The 22104-nt window shown below is 61.2% G+C and carries 17 protein-coding genes and 3 tRNA genes; 11 read left to right on the top strand and 9 right to left on the bottom strand.

Features of this window, described 5'->3' with window-relative positions; all coding sequences use genetic code 11:
• Nucleotides 1-214 precede the first annotated feature (214 nt).
• Both JW030_RS12490 and JW030_RS12485 read right to left on the bottom strand, forming a co-directional pair.
• Entirely contained in the window at nucleotides 215-1957 is a 1743-nt protein-coding gene (locus tag JW030_RS12490) for a CFI-box-CTERM domain-containing protein (protein ID WP_206348573.1), read from the bottom strand.
• Nucleotides 1958-2332: 375 nt separating this feature from the next.
• Entirely contained in the window at nucleotides 2333-2968 is a 636-nt protein-coding gene (locus JW030_RS12485; protein ID WP_188045513.1) for a hypothetical protein, read from the bottom strand.
• A 565-nt stretch (nucleotides 2969-3533) separates the two neighbouring features.
• Between JW030_RS12485 and JW030_RS12480 the strand changes: the two genes are divergently transcribed.
• The 3 genes from JW030_RS12480 to JW030_RS12470 all read left to right on the top strand — a co-directional run bounded on the left by JW030_RS12480 (nucleotide 3534) and on the right by JW030_RS12470 (nucleotide 7741).
• Nucleotides 3534-3680 (top strand): hypothetical protein, encoded by a 147-nt coding sequence (locus JW030_RS12480; protein ID WP_188045514.1) that lies wholly within the window; start codon nucleotides 3534-3536, stop codon nucleotides 3678-3680.
• An 876-nt stretch (nucleotides 3681-4556) separates the two neighbouring features.
• Nucleotides 4557-5768: a hypothetical protein gene (locus tag JW030_RS12475; protein WP_188045515.1), complete on the top strand. Its 1212-nt coding sequence runs from the start codon at nucleotides 4557-4559 to the stop codon at nucleotides 5766-5768.
• Nucleotides 5769-5935: 167 nt separating this feature from the next.
• Nucleotides 5936-7741, top strand: a complete 1806-nt coding sequence (locus JW030_RS12470) for a hypothetical protein (RefSeq protein ID WP_188045516.1) — start codon at nucleotides 5936-5938, stop codon at nucleotides 7739-7741.
• Between the two features lie 116 nt (nucleotides 7742-7857).
• Here JW030_RS12470 and JW030_RS12465 read toward each other — a convergent pair whose 3' ends face one another.
• From JW030_RS12465 to JW030_RS12450, 4 genes are all read right to left on the bottom strand, one after another.
• Entirely contained in the window at nucleotides 7858-10338 is a 2481-nt protein-coding gene (locus tag JW030_RS12465; RefSeq protein ID WP_188045517.1) for a helicase C-terminal domain-containing protein, read from the bottom strand.
• Between the two features lie 1281 nt (nucleotides 10339-11619).
• Nucleotides 11620-12315, bottom strand: a complete 696-nt coding sequence (locus JW030_RS12460; RefSeq protein WP_188045518.1) for a hypothetical protein — start codon at nucleotides 12313-12315, stop codon at nucleotides 11620-11622.
• A gap of 46 nt (nucleotides 12316-12361) precedes the next feature.
• Entirely contained in the window at nucleotides 12362-13510 is a 1149-nt protein-coding gene (locus JW030_RS12455; protein WP_188045519.1) for an AAA family ATPase, read from the bottom strand.
• Complete coding sequence (locus tag JW030_RS12450) at nucleotides 13503-13718, bottom strand: helix-turn-helix domain-containing protein (RefSeq protein WP_188045520.1); 216 nt, start codon at nucleotides 13716-13718, stop codon at nucleotides 13503-13505. The genes JW030_RS12455 and JW030_RS12450 overlap by 8 nt, the downstream gene beginning before the upstream one ends.
• 128 nt (nucleotides 13719-13846) lie before the next feature.
• On the opposite strand from JW030_RS12450, the gene JW030_RS12445 reads away from it, so the two are divergent.
• Together JW030_RS12445 and JW030_RS12440 are read left to right on the top strand one after the other, a co-directional pair.
• Nucleotides 13847-14440: a hypothetical protein gene (locus JW030_RS12445; RefSeq protein WP_188045521.1), complete on the top strand. Its 594-nt coding sequence runs from the start codon at nucleotides 13847-13849 to the stop codon at nucleotides 14438-14440.
• An 86-nt stretch (nucleotides 14441-14526) separates the two neighbouring features.
• Entirely contained in the window at nucleotides 14527-15657 is a 1131-nt protein-coding gene (locus JW030_RS12440) for a site-specific integrase (protein ID WP_188045522.1), read from the top strand.
• An 84-nt stretch (nucleotides 15658-15741) separates the two neighbouring features.
• Here JW030_RS12440 and JW030_RS12435 read toward each other — a convergent pair.
• A tRNA-Ser gene (locus tag JW030_RS12435) sits at nucleotides 15742-15826 on the bottom strand.
• 81 nt (nucleotides 15827-15907) lie between these two features.
• Nucleotides 15908-16384, bottom strand: a complete 477-nt coding sequence (locus tag JW030_RS12430) for a hypothetical protein (RefSeq protein WP_241095459.1) — start codon at nucleotides 16382-16384, stop codon at nucleotides 15908-15910.
• Between the two features lie 374 nt (nucleotides 16385-16758).
• Here JW030_RS12430 and JW030_RS12425 point away from each other — a divergent pair, with 374 nt between their 5' ends.
• The 6 genes from JW030_RS12425 (at nucleotide 16759) to JW030_RS12400 (ending at nucleotide 21270) form a co-directional block, all read left to right on the top strand.
• Nucleotides 16759-17862 (top strand): M23 family metallopeptidase, encoded by a 1104-nt coding sequence (locus tag JW030_RS12425; RefSeq protein WP_188045523.1) that lies wholly within the window; start codon nucleotides 16759-16761, stop codon nucleotides 17860-17862.
• Between the two features lie 91 nt (nucleotides 17863-17953).
• A tRNA-Thr gene (locus JW030_RS12420) sits at nucleotides 17954-18025 on the top strand.
• A 4-nt stretch (nucleotides 18026-18029) separates the two neighbouring features.
• Nucleotides 18030-18106 (top strand) — tRNA-Met (locus JW030_RS12415).
• Nucleotides 18107-18236: 130 nt separating this feature from the next.
• Nucleotides 18237-19376 carry a type III polyketide synthase gene (locus tag JW030_RS12410; RefSeq protein WP_188045524.1) on the top strand — a complete coding sequence of 380 codons (1140 nt, stop codon included), beginning with the start codon at nucleotides 18237-18239 and terminating at the stop codon, nucleotides 19374-19376.
• A complete protein-coding gene (locus JW030_RS12405; RefSeq protein ID WP_188045525.1) occupies nucleotides 19373-20077 on the top strand; it encodes a methyltransferase domain-containing protein in 705 nt (234 codons plus the stop codon). The genes JW030_RS12410 and JW030_RS12405 overlap by 4 nt, the downstream gene beginning before the upstream one ends.
• Nucleotides 20074-21270, top strand: coding sequence for an NAD(P)/FAD-dependent oxidoreductase (locus tag JW030_RS12400; RefSeq protein WP_188045526.1), 1197 nt, complete (start codon nucleotides 20074-20076; stop codon nucleotides 21268-21270). The genes JW030_RS12405 and JW030_RS12400 overlap by 4 nt, the downstream gene beginning before the upstream one ends.
• On the opposite strand, the gene JW030_RS12395 is transcribed toward JW030_RS12400, so the two are convergent.
• A complete protein-coding gene (locus JW030_RS12395; RefSeq protein ID WP_188045527.1) occupies nucleotides 21248-22087 on the bottom strand; it encodes a UbiA family prenyltransferase in 840 nt (279 codons plus the stop codon). The two genes, JW030_RS12400 and JW030_RS12395, sit on opposite strands and share 23 nt — an antisense overlap.
• Nucleotides 22088-22104: the final 17 nt, after the last annotated feature.

Here is a 22104-nt window from a genome sequence, read left to right as displayed (position 1 = left end):
CAGAAAACCGCCAACTAGCGATCAGATCCACACGACTCTCCTCTATGACCCGAAGTAGGCGCAGTGCGCACGCGTCGCGAAACGTATGCGCCAGGCGCAGCCCGCTGACGGATCGGCTAACGGGCGCTTGTGCGGGACTCGCTGAGCGTTCCGTTGTCACGTAGCCTATCCGTCTCGTAACCCATGGGTTTGCGACACGGTTTGCAGGAAAAGCCTAATCAGAAGCGGCTGGGGAGGAGATCCTTCGAACTATCCCATCAAGGAAACGTCTTGCGGCTTTGTTCAATGCTGATCGGTTGTGAAGAAGCGAAGCGAGGGAAGGGCTGATGCAGTAATAGATTCGCACGAGCAGTCGGCCAGACGCGTTGGTTAGGAGATGCTGATCTCTAAATGCACGCAACGACAGAACCTCAGGAGCCTCGTATGAACCATACACTGCAGTCGCAATGTAACAGCCGCCGTCAGCGGACTGAGAGGGCGTTGGCGGCTGCGAAGACGGGTTGAGCCTTTCTTCGGTTACTTCCTCGATTTTGCTCACAGCCGCAGTCACCAGGGTTATCCAGTCGGAAGGACCTTCCCTGAGAAGCCCCCTGGCTTCGGAAAGAAACTGCGGAATCTGCTCTGGCTGGTCTAATTTAAGGAGTGCTATGGCGATGTTCACTCTCAGCACAGCACGCGAGATGGGCAAGCACTCTAAGAGCTCCCAGTGGCGTTTGCCGTCTTCTGCCGGTGAACTTGGAATCTCGCGGAATGCTCTGTCTGCTTCGCTAAACGCATCAAGAACACCAGAGTAGTCACCCTCCAATATCTTCCTTGCCGCGTAGTTGTTCCAGGCGATTCCAAGATCGCGTCCGTAATCGTGCTGTTCGGCAAAGTAGTGGGGAGATCGCGATGCAAGTTCCAATAGCGACGAAAGCTGCTTAACCTTACGCATCGCAGTCTCACCGTTAGGCACTTGAGTTAAGGTCATCTCGGTTTTCTCGTGAGGTGCGCCGCTTGAGATCAGAAACGTTGGTCGAAGCTCCCGGTTCAGGACTATCGGTCTCAGATCACCGCTCTCAGCAGAAAGTGCTGACTCGCCAGCGATTTCCGTGGGCACCTGCGACTGGTTATGGTCCTTTCGCCCCCAGGCCACAACCTTTCCATCCGCGCAGAGAGCCAACGCGAAATGAGTTCCCGCTGCAACCGCAGTCACCCCGTGCAGACCCTCGGGGATGTCTGTTTGGCCAAAATCGTTGTAACCCCAGGCGGCGACTGTGCCATCTTCTCTAAGTGCGAGACTGAAAGCGCCCCCCGCTGCAATTGCTTTCACGTTGCAGAGATCTAGGGGAACTCCAAGGTCAGAGGACGAAAGTTGTTTTTCTTCACCCCAGGTGGCGACGACACCCTTGTCGGACAAAGTCAGGCCGTGTGCAAACCCCCCAGCAACCTGCACGATTCCTGTCTGCAAAGCTTCAGGTACTTCTGGCGCGAGTCCGTGTAGGAATCCTCCAAGCTCGTGAATCGAAACGCGCCCGTGAGGATCAAGTGCTAAGGCAAATCCGCCGCTCTTTGAAACTGAAGCTGGTGGATTTTCGAAGTCCCAACGATCTTCGACAGCTGGATCGAAGAAAGACATTTTCTTCCACCCTACGACGTGACCGTCATCCAGCACTGCAAAACAGTAGCTTCCACCTGCCAGAACTTGCACTACTCCGGATAGTCCCTGGGGTACCGCCGTTGCACCCCATCCGACAACAGTGCCATCGTCTAATAGCGCCAGGCTCGTGTGTGCGCCGGCTGCAATCGATTTCACATTGCCAAGACCTTCAGGTGCTTCTGGGGCGTTCCCCCAGCTGATAACTGTCCCCCATTCTGTGAGAGCGAGGGCATGATCTTTTCCAGCAGCGATAGCGATGATTTTCATATGGCAGAGCACCTGACGTAATTGCTTCATTGAGGGGCGTGGGAAATCCACGCACGTTACTTTTTAAGGCTAAGTAAAAAGAATGTCGGTGCGTAGTAATTCGATTCAAGTAGTCAACAAATGTAACCAGTGACGTGTTTCAGTGGGTAGCGGTGTAACGGAGACAGAAGTGAATGCAGGTTTTCCAGCCTGTATGACCAGGCGGTGATAAGTCTTGGCAGCCTATATTAACCGGTTAAAGGATCCCCGCGATGTAAGGAACTCGAGGGTTGATTTTGGCCCTTTGTTCATCTCGTCCGCGATCGCGGTCGGGTACGGCTGATGCCCCGTGTTCTCGGTTCCCTTCGGGAATTCTCGCGAACCAGATCGTTGGTGTTCTTGTTCGTGTGCCATCCCCAAGGGATCCGAGGTGGTTCCCCGTTCGCCTCAGTCGGTGTCGACCTGCGTGACAGTTACTCCACTGACGCCCGCACCGCCCTTAGACAGTTTGAAGGTGCGTCCGTCGTAGGTTTCGATGTACCAGGCATGACTGCCCTTCCCAGAGCCGATGCGGTAGTCGAGGCGAATATCAGTCGGTGAGACCCCAGGGGTATTCTGTTCCCAAGCTTCGATGCGCTCCATCGGCACTGCCCGACGTGCAGAAGTGGTGCGGCCGGAATGTACAAACCAACGTTCGCCGTCAGCGTCGCTATGTACGAACCATCCGTAGTTGCCTCTTGTCGGCGGCTTGGTCGTTTTCTTTCTCCACTTCAAACGTTCGAAATCGAGTTTCGCCCCACGTGCTTTCAGCTCGTCGATCAGCGGTTGCGCATTCGCTGGTAAATCTGCGTCCGGTTCAGCATCCGGCCCCTCTTCGATGGAGGGGTCGGCAGCAATGGTTCGGTCACGAAGCTCGCCCAGCACAAGAGCGTTCTCTCGCGTGAGGTCTGAGACTTCAATGAGGACTTCCTGTTGCACGCCTGATTCAGCAGTTTGGCGTTTTGCGATGACCAGAGCGATGATCACGCCCGCAGCGCTGACAGCGATCCCAGAGATTGACAATACGAACGACGGTGTATCCACGGGTTCATTCTGACAGGGCCGGTTCGGCGGCGAAGTAGGAAATTGGGATTGGTCGTCCCTCTATAGTTCCCATCTCGCAGCATCTCGTGGCATCCGGTTGCCGGCGCAGGTGTAACGACTGGCGCGAAGAGCCGCCTAGCGCCGCGCATGGCCGCCACCTACAGCTCAATTCCACGCTTCTCTCGCGGTTTGATTCCGCGAACAAAATCGCCCGACACCGCCGCGATCCATCGCCCTATTTGTTGCTATTCGCTCTGCCCGTGTCTAGTTTTAGCCTCCAGCAGCGGCGATCATTCTTTGTGTCAGTTTGATACTGATATCAGTTAGATATCTAACTAGTTTCGAGCCGATACCAATACCAGGTGCATGCCGGCATCGATGCGAGAAACCCTGGCGGTAACTCTGTTTCAAATGTGCGTCCTCCTCAAGTTCGGTGATAGCGCGTGTTCAGTACCTCGGATCGGAATAGGTAGAACAGGCAGTTTTTTAGGCGCCCGAGAGGAGAAGCTGCTCAGGGCGCGAACGACCCTTCCGCTTGTCGACTCGCTTGTGTGAGGATCACTGAATGATCCCACCTCACAACTTTGACGAAGCGATGGACCGAGCAGTTGAGGAGTTGGCGCATGCGGGCTCCCGGGGCATCGATGCTGCGCTCGAGGCAATGTGGTGGGTAGTTAAGAGCTACGAGGATGACGATTTCTCCACCGAATAGATCGGCGCTAGGCGAGGAGGAATAGCTCGGGCCCGTCGCCCCGTAGCAGGCGCATCTGGTACTTGCGCAATGACCGGGTGCTGCATCGTGGCCAGCGGGAAAGTACCCGGTGGCCGATCGGCTTACGCGCTGTCTTGCTTTGCAGAGGTAATCGCCGGGCCCGATACGAATAGTCTGCGCAGAAGGTGCAAAAATGAGCGTTCTACGATTGGAGAAGGCATGGTGGGAGTCCAACGGAAGGCAGATGTCAGCGGGTGGATGCTGGCGGTCGCCCAAGTCTTGCCGCTCCCACATCGAGCTGTAGCGCCGTACACGCTCGGTGAAGCGGTTTCGGAGCTTGGTGAGTACGCTCAGGCTGCTGAGCCATTGTCGTGGAATTCTGGGTTTCCCAAGAAGAATCGCCAATCCTTGAGGCATGAGATTGACGTGCAGGCTGGCGCCCTCGGACGACGCCTTAGCGCGATGGTGGGTCCTCTTCTGGCTGACCTGGCCGAGGATAGCGACCCTGCGGCTGTCGCTGCCACAGTGGCAAACTTCAACAGGCTGTGGCGTTCCGAGCCTGCTATTGCCCAAGCGTTCCTCGATCTTTGTGACGAAGCAAAGGTTCCTGGCGCAACGAGCCGAAGGCTGCGAAGGCTGTCAACGATCCTCGCTTCACAAATTGGCCCGGCAGCGCGCGATTCATTTTCATTGCTCAGCAAGGCGGCCGACGTGCTTGTCAGGAGCGAAGAGGACCTCGCTAGGGGGTGGGGTCAGCCGCATTTCGAACAGTTGACGGAGGCTCGCAGGCTCGGGATGGCAACGGACATCCTCGCGGCAGCGCCTACAGGTCAAGTCGTCGTCTGGACTGTGTATTATCGAGCGACAATCTCTGGGATGAGGGAAGTCGCAGGTCCGATGACCTTTCTTCGACCGGATTGGGCCCTACCGAATGCCTTTGACCTTGGAGTAAATGACTTCCCAGAGCGAGCCGAGCTGCGCGAGATCCGTGAGGGATCGCCGTGGCTCGAGGACCTTCATGCCGAGTGTGTGAAGCTAGGGAACCAGGCGATTCTCATCCGTACCGATCTCGGGGAATGGCAAGCTGCCAGTGCTGCCGATGAGGCGAGGCGAAGAATTGATGCGATCCTGGCCATCGCTGTGGAAGCCGGCGGTACTTCGTGGCAACATGCTGGGGCAACGACTGTGCTCCTTGGTGGAAAAGTGTGGCGTTCTTCACTCGGGCTAGTTCTTCGGCCTTCTCGTGTAATCGAGGAAGACAGCTACGGGATTGGATCAACGGGGCAGATCGTAAGCGGTGCCGCGAGACAGCTCGACGATGCCCTTGCCAACGGCCCCATGCCTGTGCACCTCGTCGAAGCATTGAACGCCCTTCGAGAGGCACGGATGACGGATCATCGTGATGTGCACTTCTATGGCATTCGCCCGGTTTCTCCGAGAGTTGCCACCGCGCTCGAGGACCACGCGATGGAGCACTTTGCTTCTGCGCTGAATGTGCGAGCGGAGAACCTCACTACCGCCCTTCAGCGACGAGAAGCCCTCAATCAAGCGGACAATCTGGTTGCTCAACAACTGATGGCGCCTTTCCAAGAGGGGTGGTCACGCGAACCACACGAGAAAAGGCAGGAACTCGAGCAGAAGATCTCTGAATGCCGGCCAGCCGGTCGCGTTATCAATGTCTCCGGGGTCGTTGCTCTCCTAGACCAAATTCGCGCACTTCCGATGACCGACCTCGAACGAGCTGACTTCGAGGAAGCGATCGCGATCAGCACGAATCCAGTCAAAGAACGACAATTGCTTGAAGAGATGTGGTGCGAAACGGAGCTCCTCCGTGCCCGACATAGGCGAGTCAGGAACGCGGTCAATCACGGGTTGCCACTCAACGAGACGACGCTAAACAGCATCCGTCGTTTCGCTGATAGCACTTCAAGCACGGCCTTGAACCTCGCGCTAACATCTTTTAAAACCGGAGACGACGGCTCGACTCTGCTTGGCCGTGAGGAAAGCGCCTGGACGCACCGGATGGATCGGATATGTCGCGGCATGGACTGGGCCGCGGACGATCGGCGGGCAAGCGGCGACGCGTGAAAACGCTACAGACGGCAAAGTATTGATTCGCGCCAATCACTGCTAGCCATACGCTCGTTCCTGGACTTCTCGTTGGGCGTCTGCCTAGTTCACCGTTGCATCACTATAGGTAGCCTCTCGTTCTCCTGCGTGAGGTAAATATTGAACAGTACGAGATACTTTGGAGTGTGTCCGTAGAACTCTTAGCTGTCAACGCCGTAACCGACCGTATTGCGGCATGTGCGCGGCTATCTCCTGAGGTCGCATTTGGGGACAGGACTCCCATTACGGACGGCCATATTGACTTCTACACCTCCGAAAAGCACAGCAAGAAGACTCATGCGGGCCGCGTTCCCGTGCAGGTCAAGGGGCGAGTGACGAAGGCGAAGACTAAGTCTTTGCGTGACAGTCAGTCATTTCCTGTTGAGCGCGAGGTACTTCGGTTTTTCCGAAATCATGGTGGCGGCGTCTACTTTTACGTGCCGATGCGTGAAGGGGGTCTGCAACGGGAGGTTTTCTATGTCATTCTGCTTCCGTTCAAGATTGATCGCCTTTTAGACAAAGGCTCTCTGGAACAGAAGACGTTCTCCATCAAACTCACTCGTCTCCCCGCTGAGGCAGTGAAGGTCGAGAGTATCATCCGTCTCGCTTGGCACGGTCGCACTCAAAGTGCCGCAACGAGCAGGAATGATCACCTCCTGGACAAAGCAGAGAGCTTGACCATCCACTCGCTGGACGGCTTCAATGAGTCCCGCCCCACGCGCCTTGCGCTCGCCGAGACTGACTACGTGGTGGTTGCGCACCTGCCCGGAGGCATTGAAACTGCGCTCGATATTGACCTAGAGATCTTCCCGTCCGACTACTTGGAACGGGATCTCGCAGTTTCAATTGTTTGCGGGGGCGTCGAGTTTGCCAATGGCTCTGGGCGTCGAGTCGACGAGAGCACGGTGCTAGTGCAGCTCTCTGAGGGTCTTCAGCTTCAGCTCAAGTTTCTCAATAACAAGATCAGCACGAATCTCAACCTGACGCGCAAAGGCTCCTTTCGAGAACAAGCGAATAACTTCGATTTCATGATCGCTGCTGCCGCTGGAGACTCGTTAGTCATCGGGGGAGAGCTGCACGAACCGCATGACAGTGACCCCAATCTTGAAGAACAATTGCGTGAGATCCGCGCTGAGCTCACCTGTCTGATCGAGTTGTTTGATGAGCTTGGCGTTGATGACGATCAAACCTTGACCCTAGATATAGACGATGAGACGAAACGGACGCTCTTCGCTCTCCATGAGGGAGTTCTTCAGGATCGTCCGGTCCGTGGGACATCTGATGGGAGCGGGCGCATTGACATCGCGATCGGCGCCTACAAAATCATGGTCATTGTCATGCCCGCCCAAGACGAACGCTATCGGTTGATTGTTGATCCTTTCGATCCCACCAAACGTGATCGATTCCGCATCTACCGGCTCGACGACGAGGGGACACCAGAGTCGATCGAGCTCGGGACAGCGTATGAGGCCGTGACGCAGGAAGATATGGCTTCGGTTCTAAATCTGAGGTTGCAGGGCATAGTGGCCGTCTACGAGGAGCTTACGGATCGCGCTACAGCGCTCATCCTTGCCAACTTGACGTTGCTCCGACTTCTCTCGGCTACGGATTTGGTGCGTGAGGAGCCTCGACGCAACTACCTACTCCGAGGAGCTACCGACCTTTGCAAGTGGTTGTTGGCTGAAGACCCAGACTCGCTCATACATCGAATCAACTGGTGGCAGATTCAGCATCGTATGCGGACGCTTGGTGATCAGGACCGACGCGACATTCGTGCAGCGCGACGTTCTCTGAACAGGGAGGACAACCAAGCTGGCTTGCTGGAAGCTTGTCTGCTGATTCTGGTTGAGGACACGGAGGAGCTGGAACTCGCCATTTCGGAGCTTCGAGACGATGAGGTTGCGCAGTTGCAGAGTTGGCCCGTATGGGCCATCGCGAAACCCCGATCATGACTACATTCAGGTGCCGTCCGTAGCCAATACCGAAATGACTCGCGGGCCCTATGCCAATGTGTTTGCAGGACTCGCAACCCACTGAATCGTATTGCGATCACTCTCCGGGACCGCCGCTATGCCGTTCCACCAGTTGGGGCAACGAGCCGATTGACGAGCCCCGCCGCGTCGAGGCGGTGGCCGTTCAAGAGTCGCGCCACGTTGGAAAGGTCTGACCAGCCGCTGATTGCGAGCCCTTCAGCAAGCGCACGCACATCTGTCGTGAGCTCGCCAAGTCCCCTTGCGTTTAGCACGCGCATTTCGGAAGGTCCGGAGGCGGTTTTGTGTAACTTCCTTTCGCGGTGAATCATTACTGGCGTAGCCGCCTGGTCTGCGGGGTATTTACCCCCGAACCACTGCATTGCTTCTCCAAGCTGACCTGCATCCCTCTTGCTGATGAACTCGCTCACAGCACCACTCTTGATTTCAATCACCCAGAATTGGCCAGAATCGATTGCCCAGAGATTGTCTGGCCCCTGTCCGAGCTCCCTCTCTGGCCGCTGTGAGCCAAGACCGAGGAACAGCCCAAGCTCCAAGACGGCTTCTTCGAATTCCTCAGTCGCTGTCGGATCAAACTGGAGGCGATCGAGAATACCTTCCACCTCCACTCGCATGGCTTGCGGCGTACCGAACATGGCGGCGGCCCGGTGGGCCACCTTTGCAGCTTGTGAACCGGCGAACGTGAGCGGACGATACGCAATTCCCGTCAACGGACGCAACACATATAAATTCCTACTACGTGCTAAAGCAAGGAGACTTTGAGCTTGAGTTGGGTTATATCGTTCCGCGTAAGCAGCCGCTTGCTCCAGCAGCTGTCCTGCCTTTCTCTGGTCATCACAGGCTTCGGCAGCAGCCGTCAAACGACTCGCGCCACCTTCGAGATCTCCTGCATTAGCCGAATCAAACGCGCGACGCATCTCGACGGCCGAGTTCTCGACCCGGGCGGGGGAGGGAACGAGGGAGCGCAAGCGGCTTTTCGCGTACTTCACCCATGATGGGTCACGGGTGAGGGACTGCGCCGCCGTCTCCATAATCTTGCGAAGCGGCTGGTTGTCCATATTTTTGGCCATCACTCGTGATGCCTTGAGCTGCGCTTGTGTCGCTGGACTAAACCGTTCCAGCGTTCGCGGGTCAACTGTTAGTTGCGCGAGTCTGCGCCCGATAAGAAACACAACACAGTGGTCTTCATTGCTTCGGACTGCCCTACCCATACCTTGTTCGAGTCTCTGGACTTGGCGGTCGTCCACTCCGCCGATCCCGAGCTGCATCAGGGACTCCAAGCGCTCGTCGCCGCTGAAGGCTTGAGGTAGACCGTCAATCACCAAGACTCGGCAAGCATCGTCTGGAAGGTCAATTCCGTCGTATTTATTTGCGGTGACCACGAGTCCGACATGTTCCTTGGACCGCATCGCGGCTATGACTTTTGTCAGATTGTTCTTGGTCGCAATTGTCGGGCTGTGCTGGCGCCAAGTCTCCATTGCCTTGTCGCTAGGGACGATCACTAGGACATTGTGAGTCTTGCTGAGCTTCGCAATCTCTGCGCGAACTTCGTCCGCTGTGATGGAGGGGTTGATCTCTTGAGGCGCGAGGATCATTCGCTCGCCGATGTCACCCGCCGTGAGCGGCTGAATTGGCTCGCTCACTAAGACTGGGTCGGCATCGAAATCTGTGATCAAGGCGCTGTCATTTGCGAGGGTGGCGGTCAAGAAGACTCGGCGCTGAGCGTTGGCAAAACTGTGTACTCGACCTACGGGAGGTACAGGGGGAACTATTGTCAATGCCAGACGGGTGAAGACGATGCGACATATACCTAGGGAATCTCGGATTGCGTCCGCGCCGAAGTCGAACTCATTGTCGGGCTTGTACCTGCGAAGAATCGCCCGCGCCTGATCAAGCTTGTTTGATAGAGCCCAGAACGGAACCCGAGCGAACCCGCCACCAACTTTCTCTTGAATGTCCAGTAGGACGTCCGGTGCCTGCCGCTTAAGGTCTTCCTCGAACAGATCGAGCAATTCTTTGAAAGCGGGGTTGGAACTCGCAATCGTGACCGAAAGCTGGTCTTTTAGAGTTGCCAATACCGCGTGCGCGTCGTCAATTACGACTGCTCCTATTGGCACGCGCGGTGCACTTGGCCGGTTGTCGGAAAAAACGGTGCGCCCGTTGAATAGCTTCGCGCCATTGACTACAGCTATCGCTTCTCCAGCGAGGTAGGCGGGGGTCTCTGGGTCGGTGACGACTGAGATGCCGAGGTTGCCAGCTTCCTTTACTACTTGCTCGACGAGAAAATTGTTGGGTGCGACGTAAAGAGCTGGCCGAATTCCCTCATTGAGATAGCTCTGAAGAATGATGAGCCCATCGATGGTTTTCCCGCCGCCCGTGTTGACTTTGATGACAATGTCCCGCTGACTACGTTTGTCGTCCCATTTGGTGAGAATCTGCGCTTGAGCATCGCGGATGTAGCCGTAGTCTTTGGCCTTGAAGGGGAGCTGCTCGTAGAGTTCGCGTGGGTTCGTTGGGGGTGCGTCCTCAGAATCCCGCAATAATTTTTCGAAGTCCACGTTGTCTCCATCTTTGCCGGCGCCGTGTTGCCTATCAAAGTCAGCGTATCTCGCGAATGATTGTTCGCTATATGAAGTCCCGTGCGCGATCAAAGGAGCAATGCGCGGGCTGCGGGTGAGCGGCCCGCAAGCTTGCCGCTGAGTCGCCTCACACGCGCTGAGCGCGACTCATGCTTGGCGCCGTGGCCCGGAGTTCATTGTCGAAGGCGGATTGCCTCCTATCGGTAACGATCGGAGCGGCGAGCGCCGATGAACCGACTAGTCACACGGTTGGTCACTGAGCTGTGTTGAATCGTCAACGCTGGAAGCTAAGGTTGCCGCCGGCCTCACGGCCCCTCATCCGAATTGGAATTAGGAACCCTAATGGGGTCCGTATCGGCACTCAGAGTGGTCTGTGCTCGCGTCCAGGCGCGCGCGCGGCAGTTCGGTCTACAGAATCGGGCACGGACATTTTTTGGGGTGAACTGTTCCCCGCAAAATTCGCACGGGCGAGCCTTGTGGGCAACGGGCGGTCGGGTCCGAGAGCTGTCGCGGCAGATAGTCGAGCAATAACGGTGGTCAGGGCGCAGCTGGAAGATCCGCTCACGGCATTCACCCATCGCGCATTCGACTGTTGCGGCTTCGAAGCGCGCACGCTTGGCTTGCGCTTTGATGCGCTGGTCAGCACGCGCGCACGCCTCGGAGCAGAACCGGCTTTGTCTGGCGTTGGTAACGAACTCGCGCCAACAATCATCACGGGCGCATACGAGCCTCCACAGCCCGGAGTCTCCGCCAGCAGGTGCACCGCGATGTGCGAGCTTTCCACTGCTGTGACGGGGTCGCCAGAACTCACGGTAGGCGTAGCCGTGCTCTGCAGCGGAACGGTAGGCGCCCTTGGAGAGCGGATTCCCGTCTGCGTCAATACGGGCTTTCACCCCGTACGCAGAAACATTTCGCTCTCGCTCTGCCAGGTGCGCTTCGGGCTGTACATCAGGTAGCGCAGCCTGCTCGCATTTACGAGGATTCCGGCGAGCAACTTCGCGGCGCACTTGCTCTTCGAAGATACGTTGCTGCCGGGTCTTCACGTGATGGTCTTACGCAAAAACGGCGGGCAGAAACCCTCGAATGCCAGTCGTGTACGGCAAAAACGTCGGCAAGGTGAGTTGGGCAGGAAGCTGGTTGGCGAAGAAGCGTTCATAGAGTGAATGGATCGGTGATTGAAATGGGTCGAGCGATGTGAACGGCTGGCGGCGAGGTCGACAGTCAGCGAGCCCCTGTCGCCGAGTCTCAGGGTGATCAGTATCAATTTTCAGGCATCACGGTTCCTGGCAGCGGCGCGACTTTTTCGAGCCAGTCGTCGAGCATCTCGAATTCCTCCGGAAGTGGAAGTCGCTCAGAGAGCAGACCGAGTTGAGGGTGCGCTCGGCGAATGTCAGCAGCAATGGAGGAGTCGCGATCTCGGATTCGACCGGTTAAATCGTCTACGAAGTCTTGCGACTCGTTTAGGTAGACGGTGATCTCATCGACACGTCTTCCGGCTGCTCGAAGCGAGGCCAGGCTGTTGAGAATGGCCGATAGAAGGTGGTCGAGAGGTTGACCTGAGCCTAAACCTTCAATTGGTGCAGTGCTGGCCTGTGCCCGTGGCATGTACAAACTCATTGCGCTGGACAATAGGGCGGATCTCTCGAGATCGTGGCGCTGGGCGAGGGCAAAGGCGATTTCGAAACCGGCGCAGCGTTCCCCTACGCGCTTGCGCCACCCCGATAGTGCGTGGAATCCGTTGTGTTTCTCCCACCCGAATTCGCCCCTCACGATCTCGTACTCGACGCGTGTCAGCGCTGGCGGTTCGGTGAGCCTTGGGAAGACCGCATCGACATGGAGAAAAAGCACGCGGGCGGCTCGCCCTTGTGGGTTCAGATCGGACGCGCTGAGCGAGCCAGGGCCGTCGTAGACGTACCGTTCCCCGCTCATCGCTTTGCCGGGGGCGTCGTCGCGCATGAACCGAGGTAGGCATTCTTAGAAGACGGCACGAAGGTGCGTGTACTCATGAACCTGCCGCCTTCGCCATCTTCGTGACCGTTGCGAGGCCGTCCGTCTTGCTCTTGTTTTCTTGGATCCCCCATATCCAGCCGCCACTGAACCCGTCTTTCCAGGTACTGATCTCCGGGTTCTTGCAACGGCGCCGCGCGTCTTGAAGGTGACCTTCGCTGAATCCTGCCTCCTGTCCCTGCCGGATGGCCTCGTCCGCCGGCGATTGCCTCTGAGGCTGCTGCTCGAGGAAGTCGAGAAGATATTGCTGGGCGGGGTTCCTCCGTTTCCGTCGATCAACATCTTCGACCTGCCGCTCGTACAGCTCGGCAACGGAGATGCTCGATTCGCCGCACAGGATGGCCCGGGTGGTCTCGACCACATCGCCGCCGGAGGTGGGCAGAGACACCTCGCAGATCTCGTAGGCAAGGCTGAGGCCTTCTGCTTTCGAGTAGCTGCTCTTATCTGCGGAGAGAACCACCCGACCGGTCTCTTCGTCGCGCGCAATCACCAGTACTGACCTGGCGGCGTCGGTGATGGCAGCGGAGCCGCTTATTCGCTGCCGAACACGGTCCATCCCTTTCCTGTTGTGCGCAATCAGCAGGATTGCGACCTCTCTCTGCTGCGCCAGCACCGCGAGCCTGTCAAAACTCGCCCGCACATCCTCTCTACGGTCGAGATTGCCGCTGAGTGTCGATGCAATCGGATCGACGATGATCAAGCGGGCGCCTGTTTGCGCAATGGCTAGCTCGATCAGGGGAAGATCTCCCGGAAGCGAGACAGTTCCGTCGACAGCCCCTGTCTGGGTGTGACTCGTTACCGACACAAATCGTGCCTGATGCAAGTCGGCACCCGCGGCTTCAAGGCGCGGTCTTGTCACCGCAGCAGGATCATCCTCGGGTGAGACGATGAGCACTGGTGATGGAGTCTCGCTGAAGTCGCCGTCAAGATCGCCCTTTGTCGCGGCGGCAGCCCAGGAGAGCGCGAGTGTTGACTTTCCAATTCCGCTGTCACCAGCAAGCACTGTGATGGTGCCGACCGGAATCAAGTTCGTGAGGAGCCACTTAACTCGACGGGGACGAACGTCGCTGGCGTTGGTGAGCCTCAGTGAACGGTTCCTGGAGACCGAGGCTGGCGCATTCGAAGCGATGCTGTCCTCAATCATCGAGAGCCTCGAAAAGCTTCAAGAACTTGGCCCGTGGGATGAGAACCCGACGACCTAGCTTCACTGCCGGAATCGCGCCACTCTCTATTCCGGCGGTGACTGTCCTCGGGTCAACGCCCAATGCGGCAGCTGCATCCTTGCGGGTGATTGTTAGTGATCCCGAGCTACGCAACGTGCTCAAGTCAGGTTCCGGGGGGATAGCTTCCATGATTCACCTCAAATGTATGTCGCGGAAGCATCATATTGATGCCTCCTTGGCTACATAGAAGTGCATTGGCGGACCAGTGTCAACTTGGACGCACTTTGAGATCAAGATGATCGCGTAGTATCGGCGACATGGTTGACAAGGCGGGGATGAAAGAACTGGCCCTTGGGCACACGGGCCGTTTTGCTGCGCGAAACGTGCGCATTTATCGAGAAGGCATGGGGCTGAGCTACGCCCGGATGTCGGAGATTCTCGAGCGCCGTGGCCATCGAATCCCTGTGTTGGGTCTTCGCCGTATCGAGGCGTGCGCACGGCGGATGGATGTAGATGACTTGGTAGCGATCGCCGGCGTTCTAGGTGTAACGCCGGTCGATCTCCTGATGCCAAACTTTCTCGATTCGGAGGATGAGCCTAAGGGCACGGGCTTACCTGAAGATCTATCTATCGAAGAAGCCAGGGCCTGGGTCAAGGGAAACTCCGGTCTTGATCTCGAGGCTCGTGAGGAATTCTGGGCGAATGAAGTCGTCTCGCGAACTGTCGACTTTGATAAAGCTCAAGAGGAGGCTGAGGTAGCCGAGGAAACGGCCAAGGCCAGCCCGTTTGACAAGCAGCTGGAAGAGGTCGCTTTTTTAAGAAGGCGGGCAGTTCCTTCGCTTCGGGCAGCGTTGGACAACGCTAGGCATCGACGGCTGGTTCTTCGACTCCGAATCGAAGACAGAGGATGAGCGGAGTTCGCACTCGGAGGCGTGGCAAAGGATCGCTTCAGAAGTACTCCACGTCAGCGGGCGATCGGTGGCGTTTTCAGATTTGGGTGCCGGTTGACCCCGACCAGCTCGAGCTCGGAGAGAAGAAGTTCAGTCGGGCGGGATTCTCGACTGCTGACGAAGCTGATGATGCACTCCAGGAGGCGCTGAAGAAGCGTCGAAGTCAAGAAAAGTTCAGTAGTAAGGTTCCGGTTCTCTCCGCCTACGCCGGGGACTGGGTTGGGAGCCTTCGGCTGCAGGCCTCTACCGTGCAGGGCTACGAGAAGATCATTCGCAACCACCTGGTGCCTGCGCTGGGTGACATCCCAATCGATAAGCTCACGGCGACGCGGATTGGGCGCCACTACCGCGATCTTGAGAAGCATGGGCGACGCGATGCGAAGGGCTACGGAAAGCCGCTTTCCGCGAACACACTAAGCAAGGTGGATATGGTGCTTGGCTCGATCCTTAATGCGGCTGTTGATGACGGGTTTCTCGTTGCGAACCCGGCGAAGAAGAAGAGCACCGTGAAAGCGCCAACCGGACGTGATATTCGAGCGAGCAAGCCGGAGATTGTTGCCTGGTCGGCTTCGCAGCTCCAGCACTTCTTGCAGTGGGATCGCGAGGTGCTTAACGACGAGCTGTTCACATTGTGGCGAACCATGGCCTTTACAGGGCTTCGTCGATCAGAAGCTCTCGCGCTCAAATGGGGAGACATAAATTTCAAAACCGCGAGGCTAAGCCTGCGACGCGCGGCGGATGTCACTGCGCGCAACGTCACCAAACAGACGAAGACGGGTTCTGCGAGGTCCCTCGATCTTGATCGTGAAACCCTCGAAGCACTCAAGTCATACCGTGCGGTGCGAGGCTTGATCTCGCTCGACCTGGCGAGGCCGGAGTCCTATATTTTCGCAAACCTCGATGGGGAAATCCGTTCGCAGAATGAAGTGAGCCGACGCTGGGTTCATCGCGTCGAGAAAGCGCAGACTGCAATCGCCGATTTGCCGCGGATTACGCTTCATGGTTTGCGGCACACCCACGCGACAGTCCTCCTTGAGCTCGGGGAGCATCCGAAGATCGTGCAGGAGCGTCTAGGGCACTCAACTATCTCCACGACGATGAACATTTACTCGCACGTCACCCCAACGATGCAGCGCAACGCGGTTGACCGGCTGGCGCAGCACGTCGCGGAATCGTAGCTTGCCCCATATTTCGCCCCATGGGACCAAAACAGCCCCTCACTGTTCGGGATAAATCCCAGGTGAGGGGCTGTTTCGTTACTGCGGAGGATAGGGGATTTGAACCCCTGAGGGCGTGAACCCAACACGCGTTCCAGGCGTGCGCCATAGGCCGCTAGGCGAATCCTCCATGCTGGCCGCGAACAGTCAACGCTTTCTATCCTAGCGGAAGCTACATGCGGTTCTGTCCCGCCCGGGGCCGAGCCCGGCGCTACGCCCGAGGGTCGAGGGGATGCGCCGCCATCTGGCCATCGAACTCGTCCAGGTCAACGTGCGGATCGCATCCGGCGGCGGCTGCGAAGCTGAGCGCGGCGATGAGGCAGGCGAACGCGATGATCCCGAGCGGGTTGCAGATGCCGATGGACATACCGAGCGCGTCGGGCCCCGCCCAGAGGCTCAGCAGCGAGACGAGCTCGCCGTTCGGGTTGTCGGGCACCGTGATCCCAAACGCGAGCGCGCACGCCCACGCGAGCACGAGGGCGACGATGGGGGCGCGTCCGAGCGGACGACCCCGCTCGCGGGTGATGCGGATGCGGCGCGCGGTCCAGAGGCTGAGCCCGGCGAACACGAGCCCGATGGTCGGGAGATACCACCACGTGAGCTCGCCGCCGATGCCGAACAGCCAGCGCCCGACGCTCATCCAGAGCGCCAACACGACACCAATAATCGCCACAATTCGCGCGAACACGAAGCCACCTCCACGAGCCTGGCGCGGGGTATCCGCGCGGCCCCATTCTTCCACGTCGGGTGCCTCGGGGCGTCGGAGTTCGGCGCGACGCCGGGCCGGTTGTGGGGAACGTCAAGGCTCGTGACATCGCCCAGGGTCGTCGTGTAACGTGCAGAGTCCACCGGCTTTTACTCCGGTCCACAGATTCTGACACTGGCATCAAGGACACCGACATATTGGACGTAAGCGACCACTCACGCCCTCGGGGGCGGCGTGCAGCGCCGCTGACCCGTCGGGACATGCGTGAAGCGCGACTTGCTGAGGAGCGTCTGCGCTCCTCTGTTGCGTCGCCAGGGGCTGCGCCCAAGCCTGCGGAGTCGCGCCGGGAACGCCGCATGCGTGAGTTGGCAGAAGCCCCCCAGGTCACAGAAGGACCTGCTGCGCCTGCGCCGACCGAGCCGGTCTCGGTCGAGGGTGCCGTCAAGATTCTTCCGTCCGCGGCACCGCCCAGGATCCGCCCGCGCGCCGCAGTCAAGTCGCGAAGTTCTGCGGCACCGGCCATCGCCCAGCCAGCCGCTCCGGTGATCAAGGCAGTGCCAGTGGCCGCGCCCGTTCCTGCAGCGCCGGCACCGCCCGAGCCGGTCGCCCCGCCCGCGGTCGCCGAGCCCTCGACCGCGACCGGAGCGCAGCGTTTCCGCTTCGACATCGGCACGATCCCGCTCGCTCCGCACTCTGCCTCTCTCCCGCTGGCCGCCCCGGTCGCGCCGAACTTCGGCCGCGACGACCTTTCCGCCGTCACCGACGCTGCGTCGATCAGCCTCGGCGGGATCCTGCGCCGCTCGCTCTCAGTGACCCTCGCGGCCGCGAGCGTGGCGGGCCTCATTCTCACGGCCGCTATCCCGTCGCTCGCGCCGATGGGCGGCGAGGACCGCACGCAGGCCTCCGCGATCCAGCAGCTCAGCCTCGGCGGATCGACCGCATCAAATCTCGACGTCGACGTCGTGGAGGGTGTCGACGGCGCCGAGGTCGCGGCCGACGCGGCGCTGATTTCCGCGGACACGTTCGTCAACAACCCCTACGGCATCGTGCAGTACCCCTTCAGCAAGGGCGTCCCGCTGACCGACCCCTTCGGCTATCGCACGGCACCGATCGCGCAGTTCCACGACGGCCAGGACTTCGCCGCCGGCAACGGCGCCGCGATCCGGAGCATTGCCGACGGGACCGTGCTCGAAAGCGGCCCGACGACCGACGGATGTGGCACCGGCGTGAAGATCGCGCACGAGGTCGACGGACTGAGTGTCGAGAGTCGCTACTGTCACATGCAAGAAGGATCGACCCGCGTCGAGGTCGGCAGTGTGGTGAATGCCGGGCAGATGATCGGCCGAGTGGGCGCGACCGGTATGTCGTTCGGCCCGCACCTCCATCTCGTGATCCAGATCAATGGCGAGCCGGTCGACCCGATGCCGTTCTTCCAGAAGTACAACGCAATTTCCCGTTAGCGGGTGGCAGCACGCCCGGGCGTCTGGCCGATTTCATACGGCACGAGTTTTGGTGCTATTCTCTAACGGTTGTCATCGCAAGATGATGTACGCCCCGATAGCTCAGTGGTAGAGCACTTCCATGGTAAGGAAGGGGTCCCCAGTTCAAACCTGGGTCGGGGCTCTGTGGCTGAGTAGCTCAGTTGGTCAGAGCGCACGACTCATAATCGTGAGGTCGCGGGTTCGGATCCCGCCTCAGCTACCACTTACTCACCAGAAACCCCCGTCGCGAATGCGGCGGGGGTTTCTGCGTTCCGGCAGGATCCTGGCGCTGGACCTGACCCCGTTCGCCCCCACCTCTCGACGCGGCGACTCCCGCGGGAGTAGCGTGAGGCATGGCCACCCAGATCCACGCGATCGGCACCGCGCTTCCGCAGTTCCACCTGCCCCAGGCGAAGACGCGGGACTTTTTCATCGCGCAGGCGGGAATGGGCAGGCTGGCGGCACGGCTCATCGGGGCGGCATTCGACCAGTCCGCGATCGACAGCCGGTACACGGTCCTCGGCGATCTCGCGGGCGAGCCCGGCCTCTTTGTTGATGAGGATGGGCAGCTGCGGGCGCCGAGCACGGGGGAGCGCAACGCGGTCTACCGCCGCGAGGCTCCGCCACTCTTCGCTGCTGCCGCGCGCGACGCCCTCGCCCGCGCGGACGTTGACGCCTCCGAGGTCACCCACGTCGTCACCGCCTCCTGCACCGGTTTCTTCGCGCCCGGGCCCGACTTCCTGCTGGTCAAACAGCTGGGGATCTCGCCAAACGCCGAGCGCACCCACGTCGGCTTTATGGGCTGCGCGGCCGCGTTCCCGGCGCTCCGCGTCGCCACGCGCATCAGCGAGAGTCAGCCCGACGCGGTCGTGCTGGTCGTCTGTGCCGAGCTGTGTTCCCTCCATATCCGGTCCTCGCAGGATCCGGAACAGATCGTGGCGTCAGCGGTGTTCGCGGACGGAGCCGCCGCGGCCGTCGTATCGGCGCAGGAGCCGCGCACCGCAGGAGCCGTGTTCGACGTGGGGGCGTTTTCGACGTCGATCACCGCCGACGGCGAGCAGGACATGGATTGGAGCATCGGCGACCAGGGCTTCGACATGCGACTCACTGCCGAGGTGCCGCGAGTGATCGGCCGTGAGATTGCCGGGGTCGTGCGCTCGATGCTCGGCGAGCACGGGGATCCCACGGCCGCTGTCGATAGGACCGCCGTCGATGCGTGGGCGGTGCACCCGGGCGGGCGCAGCGTGCTCGACCGCGTGCAGGCGAGCCTTGAGCTGCCCGACGAGCGGCTTGCGCACTCCCGCGCGGTGCTGCGCGACCACGGCAACATGTCGAGCGCGACCGTGTTGTTCATCCTGCGCCGCATTCTCGAGGACGACACGCTTCCCCCGAGCTCCCGGATCGCGGCGCTCGCGTTTGGCCCCGGGCTCACGGTCGAGACGGCGCTGCTCACCCGCCGCGTGCCCCGCGGCAGCGGCCGGGCGGCGGCATGAGCCTCACGGATCGCGATCAGCACCTCGAAGAGCTGATGGACGATCCCGGCTGCGACCCCGAGCGGCTGCGGCGCACGCTCCAGCGCTTCGCGACCGTGAACCGCCTCGTCGCCGGCTGGGACGGCGTGTACCGCTCGCACCTGCGCCCCGCCCTCGCTCGGACGAACGGCCCCGCGCGCATCCTCGACATCGGCTGCGGTGGCGGCGACGTGCTCCGGCGGCTCGTCCGGCGCGCCCGCGGCGACGGCTTCGCGGTCACGGGCATCGGGGTGGATCCTGACGGGCGCGCGCTCGAGGTCGCCCGAAGCGCACCGCAGACCGAGGGGGTCACCTATCGGCAGGCGTTTGGCCGGGACCTCGTCGCTGAGGGGGCGACGTTCGACCTCGTGATCTCGAACCATCTGCTGCACCACCTGGGGGATGCCGAGTTCACGGGTCTGCTCGCGGACTCGGAGGCGCTCGCCACCACGCTCGCCGTACACTCCGACATCGCGCGCGGCCGCCTGGCGTACGCCGCCTACGCCGCCGGAATCACCCCGTTCGCACCCGGGACGTTCCTCCGCACCGACGGCCTCCGCAGCATCCGCCGCAGCTACACTCGCGACGAGCTCGCGGCCCGCCTGCCCAGGGGCTGGGCAGCCAAGCAGGTCTCGACATTCCGGCTGCTCGCGGTGCACCACACACAGTCGGGGCGACGGTGAGCGGGCCTCGGGCCCACCAGGTCGATCACGACGTCGTCGTCGTCGGCGCGGGCCCGAGCGGGCTGCTGCTCGCCGCTGAGCTCAGCCGGGCGGGCATCGACGTCGCCGTGCTCGAGCGGCGTGCTGACAGCGCGCCGGGCACGAGGGCGATCGGGGTGCACCCGCCGACGCTCCTGGCGCTCGAGGCGTCGGGGGCCGCCGAGCAGATCCTCGCGCGGGCAGCGCGGATCCCTCGCGGCATTGCCCGCACGCGCGACCGCCAGCTGGGCGAGGTGCGTTTCGACCGGACGGGCGCCCGGTTTCCGTTCGTCGCTGCCGTGCCCCAAGCGGTCACCGAGGCTGCGGTCAGCGCGGGGGCACCGGATCCGCTCCGCGGTGTCCTCGTGGGTTCGCTGCGAGATGCCGGCGACTTCGTGGTGCTCACGACGGACAGCGCGGCGGGCCCCGGCGAGCTGCGCGCCCGCGCGGTCGTGGTGGCGGCGGGTGCCTCTGGGCGCGCGCTTGTGGCGGCCTCACACGGGGTGCGCGCCCGGGAGTTTCCCGACCGGTATCTGATGGCGGATATCAAGGCCGCGCCCACCCAGCCTGAGACGACCGCGGTCATCACCCTCGACGGGACGGGCGTGCTCGAGTCGTTCCCCCTGCCCGGGGGCGGGCGCCGGCTCGTCGCGTGGGTCGGGCGGAGCGGGGAGGTCGTCGAGCCACCCGGCGAGCGGGCGGACGAGCTGCTGCGCCGGGCGGTCGCCACGCGCACCGGCGACGAGGCGCTCGCTGCCGGGGTAGCGAGGGCGCAGGGCTTCGGGATCCGGCGGGTGTTGCTCGGGCGCATGCGCCGAGGGCGCGTGTTCGCGATCGGCGATACCGCACACGAGGTGAGCCCGATCGGCGGGCAGGGAATGAACCTCGGCTTGCTTGACGCGGCGACGCTCGCGTCGGCGCTCGTGCGCTGGCTGCGGGACGACGAGGCGACAAGCGAGCTCGATCGCTGGGAGCGGCGGCGGCTTGCCTCGGCACGGACGGCTGCCCGCCTCGCCGGCGCGAACACGTCCGTCGGGCGGTCGCGGCCGGTCGCGGCTCATCTGCTCGCGACGACGGCATTGCGCGTGGCGCTCTCAGGCCCGCTGGCGCGGTTGGCGGCGAACGCCTACGCGATGGGGCTGGACGCGGACGCTACCCCGTCAGCCCGCCGGTGAAAATGAGCTGTGTCGCGAGCAAGAGCGCGGCGAGCTGCACGAGCATGAAGGCGAGACGTCTCGCGCCGGGGCGTAGCGACGCCACCAAGGCGACGATCGCCAGCGCGCTCACCGCCGCGAAACCCAACACGGGCAACACCTCGAGCCCGCGCCCGACGGCGTAGCCGGGGGCGAACGCGACGACCGCGGCACCGGCGATGAGCGCGGCCGCGGCGATGATGGCGGAACCCGTCGCGCCGATCCTGTGGGGCAGCCCGCGCACGCCCGTCGCGCGGTCGTCGTCGAGGTCGGGGAGGACGTTCGAGAAGTGGATGGCGACGCCGAACGCCGCGCCGGCGAGCGTGGCCCATGGGGGCGCGAAGAGCGGTGCGGGGAGGCTCAACGTCGCGAGCGACGGGAGCCCGCCGAAGGCAAGGACGAAGCAGAACGCCGACCAGACAGTGGACTTGAGCCCCGCGTTGTACGCCCACCCCGACCCAATGAGCACGAGGTGTACGAGGAGCATTCGCCAGCCGAGGACGGCCGAGAGCGCGACTGCCATCAAAGCGGCGGAGACGGCCGCGACCCAGGCGGTTCGGAGGGGCGCTCCCTCGCGCGCGAGCGGTTTATCGGTGCGCTCCACCGCCAGGTCGCGCGGGGCGTCAATCGCATCGTTCGACAGGCCGATCGAGACCTGGCCGGCGAACACCGCTGCGGTCAGCAAGGCGAGCCGGCCCGGCCCGAGCCCGACCGAGACCCCGAGCGCTGCGGCGATCGCGGTCACGACCAACGTCGGTCCGGGGTGGGTTGACCGCCACAGCACTGCCAGTGTGCGCATATCCCGATGGTAGGGCG

Origin of the sequence: Leucobacter sp. CX169 (assembly GCF_017161405.1) — a bacterium.
Lineage (GTDB): Bacteria > Actinomycetota > Actinomycetes > Actinomycetales > Microbacteriaceae > Cx-87.
Note: the sequence above shows the minus strand (reverse complement) of the source record. Positions and strands in the feature narration are given on the sequence as shown.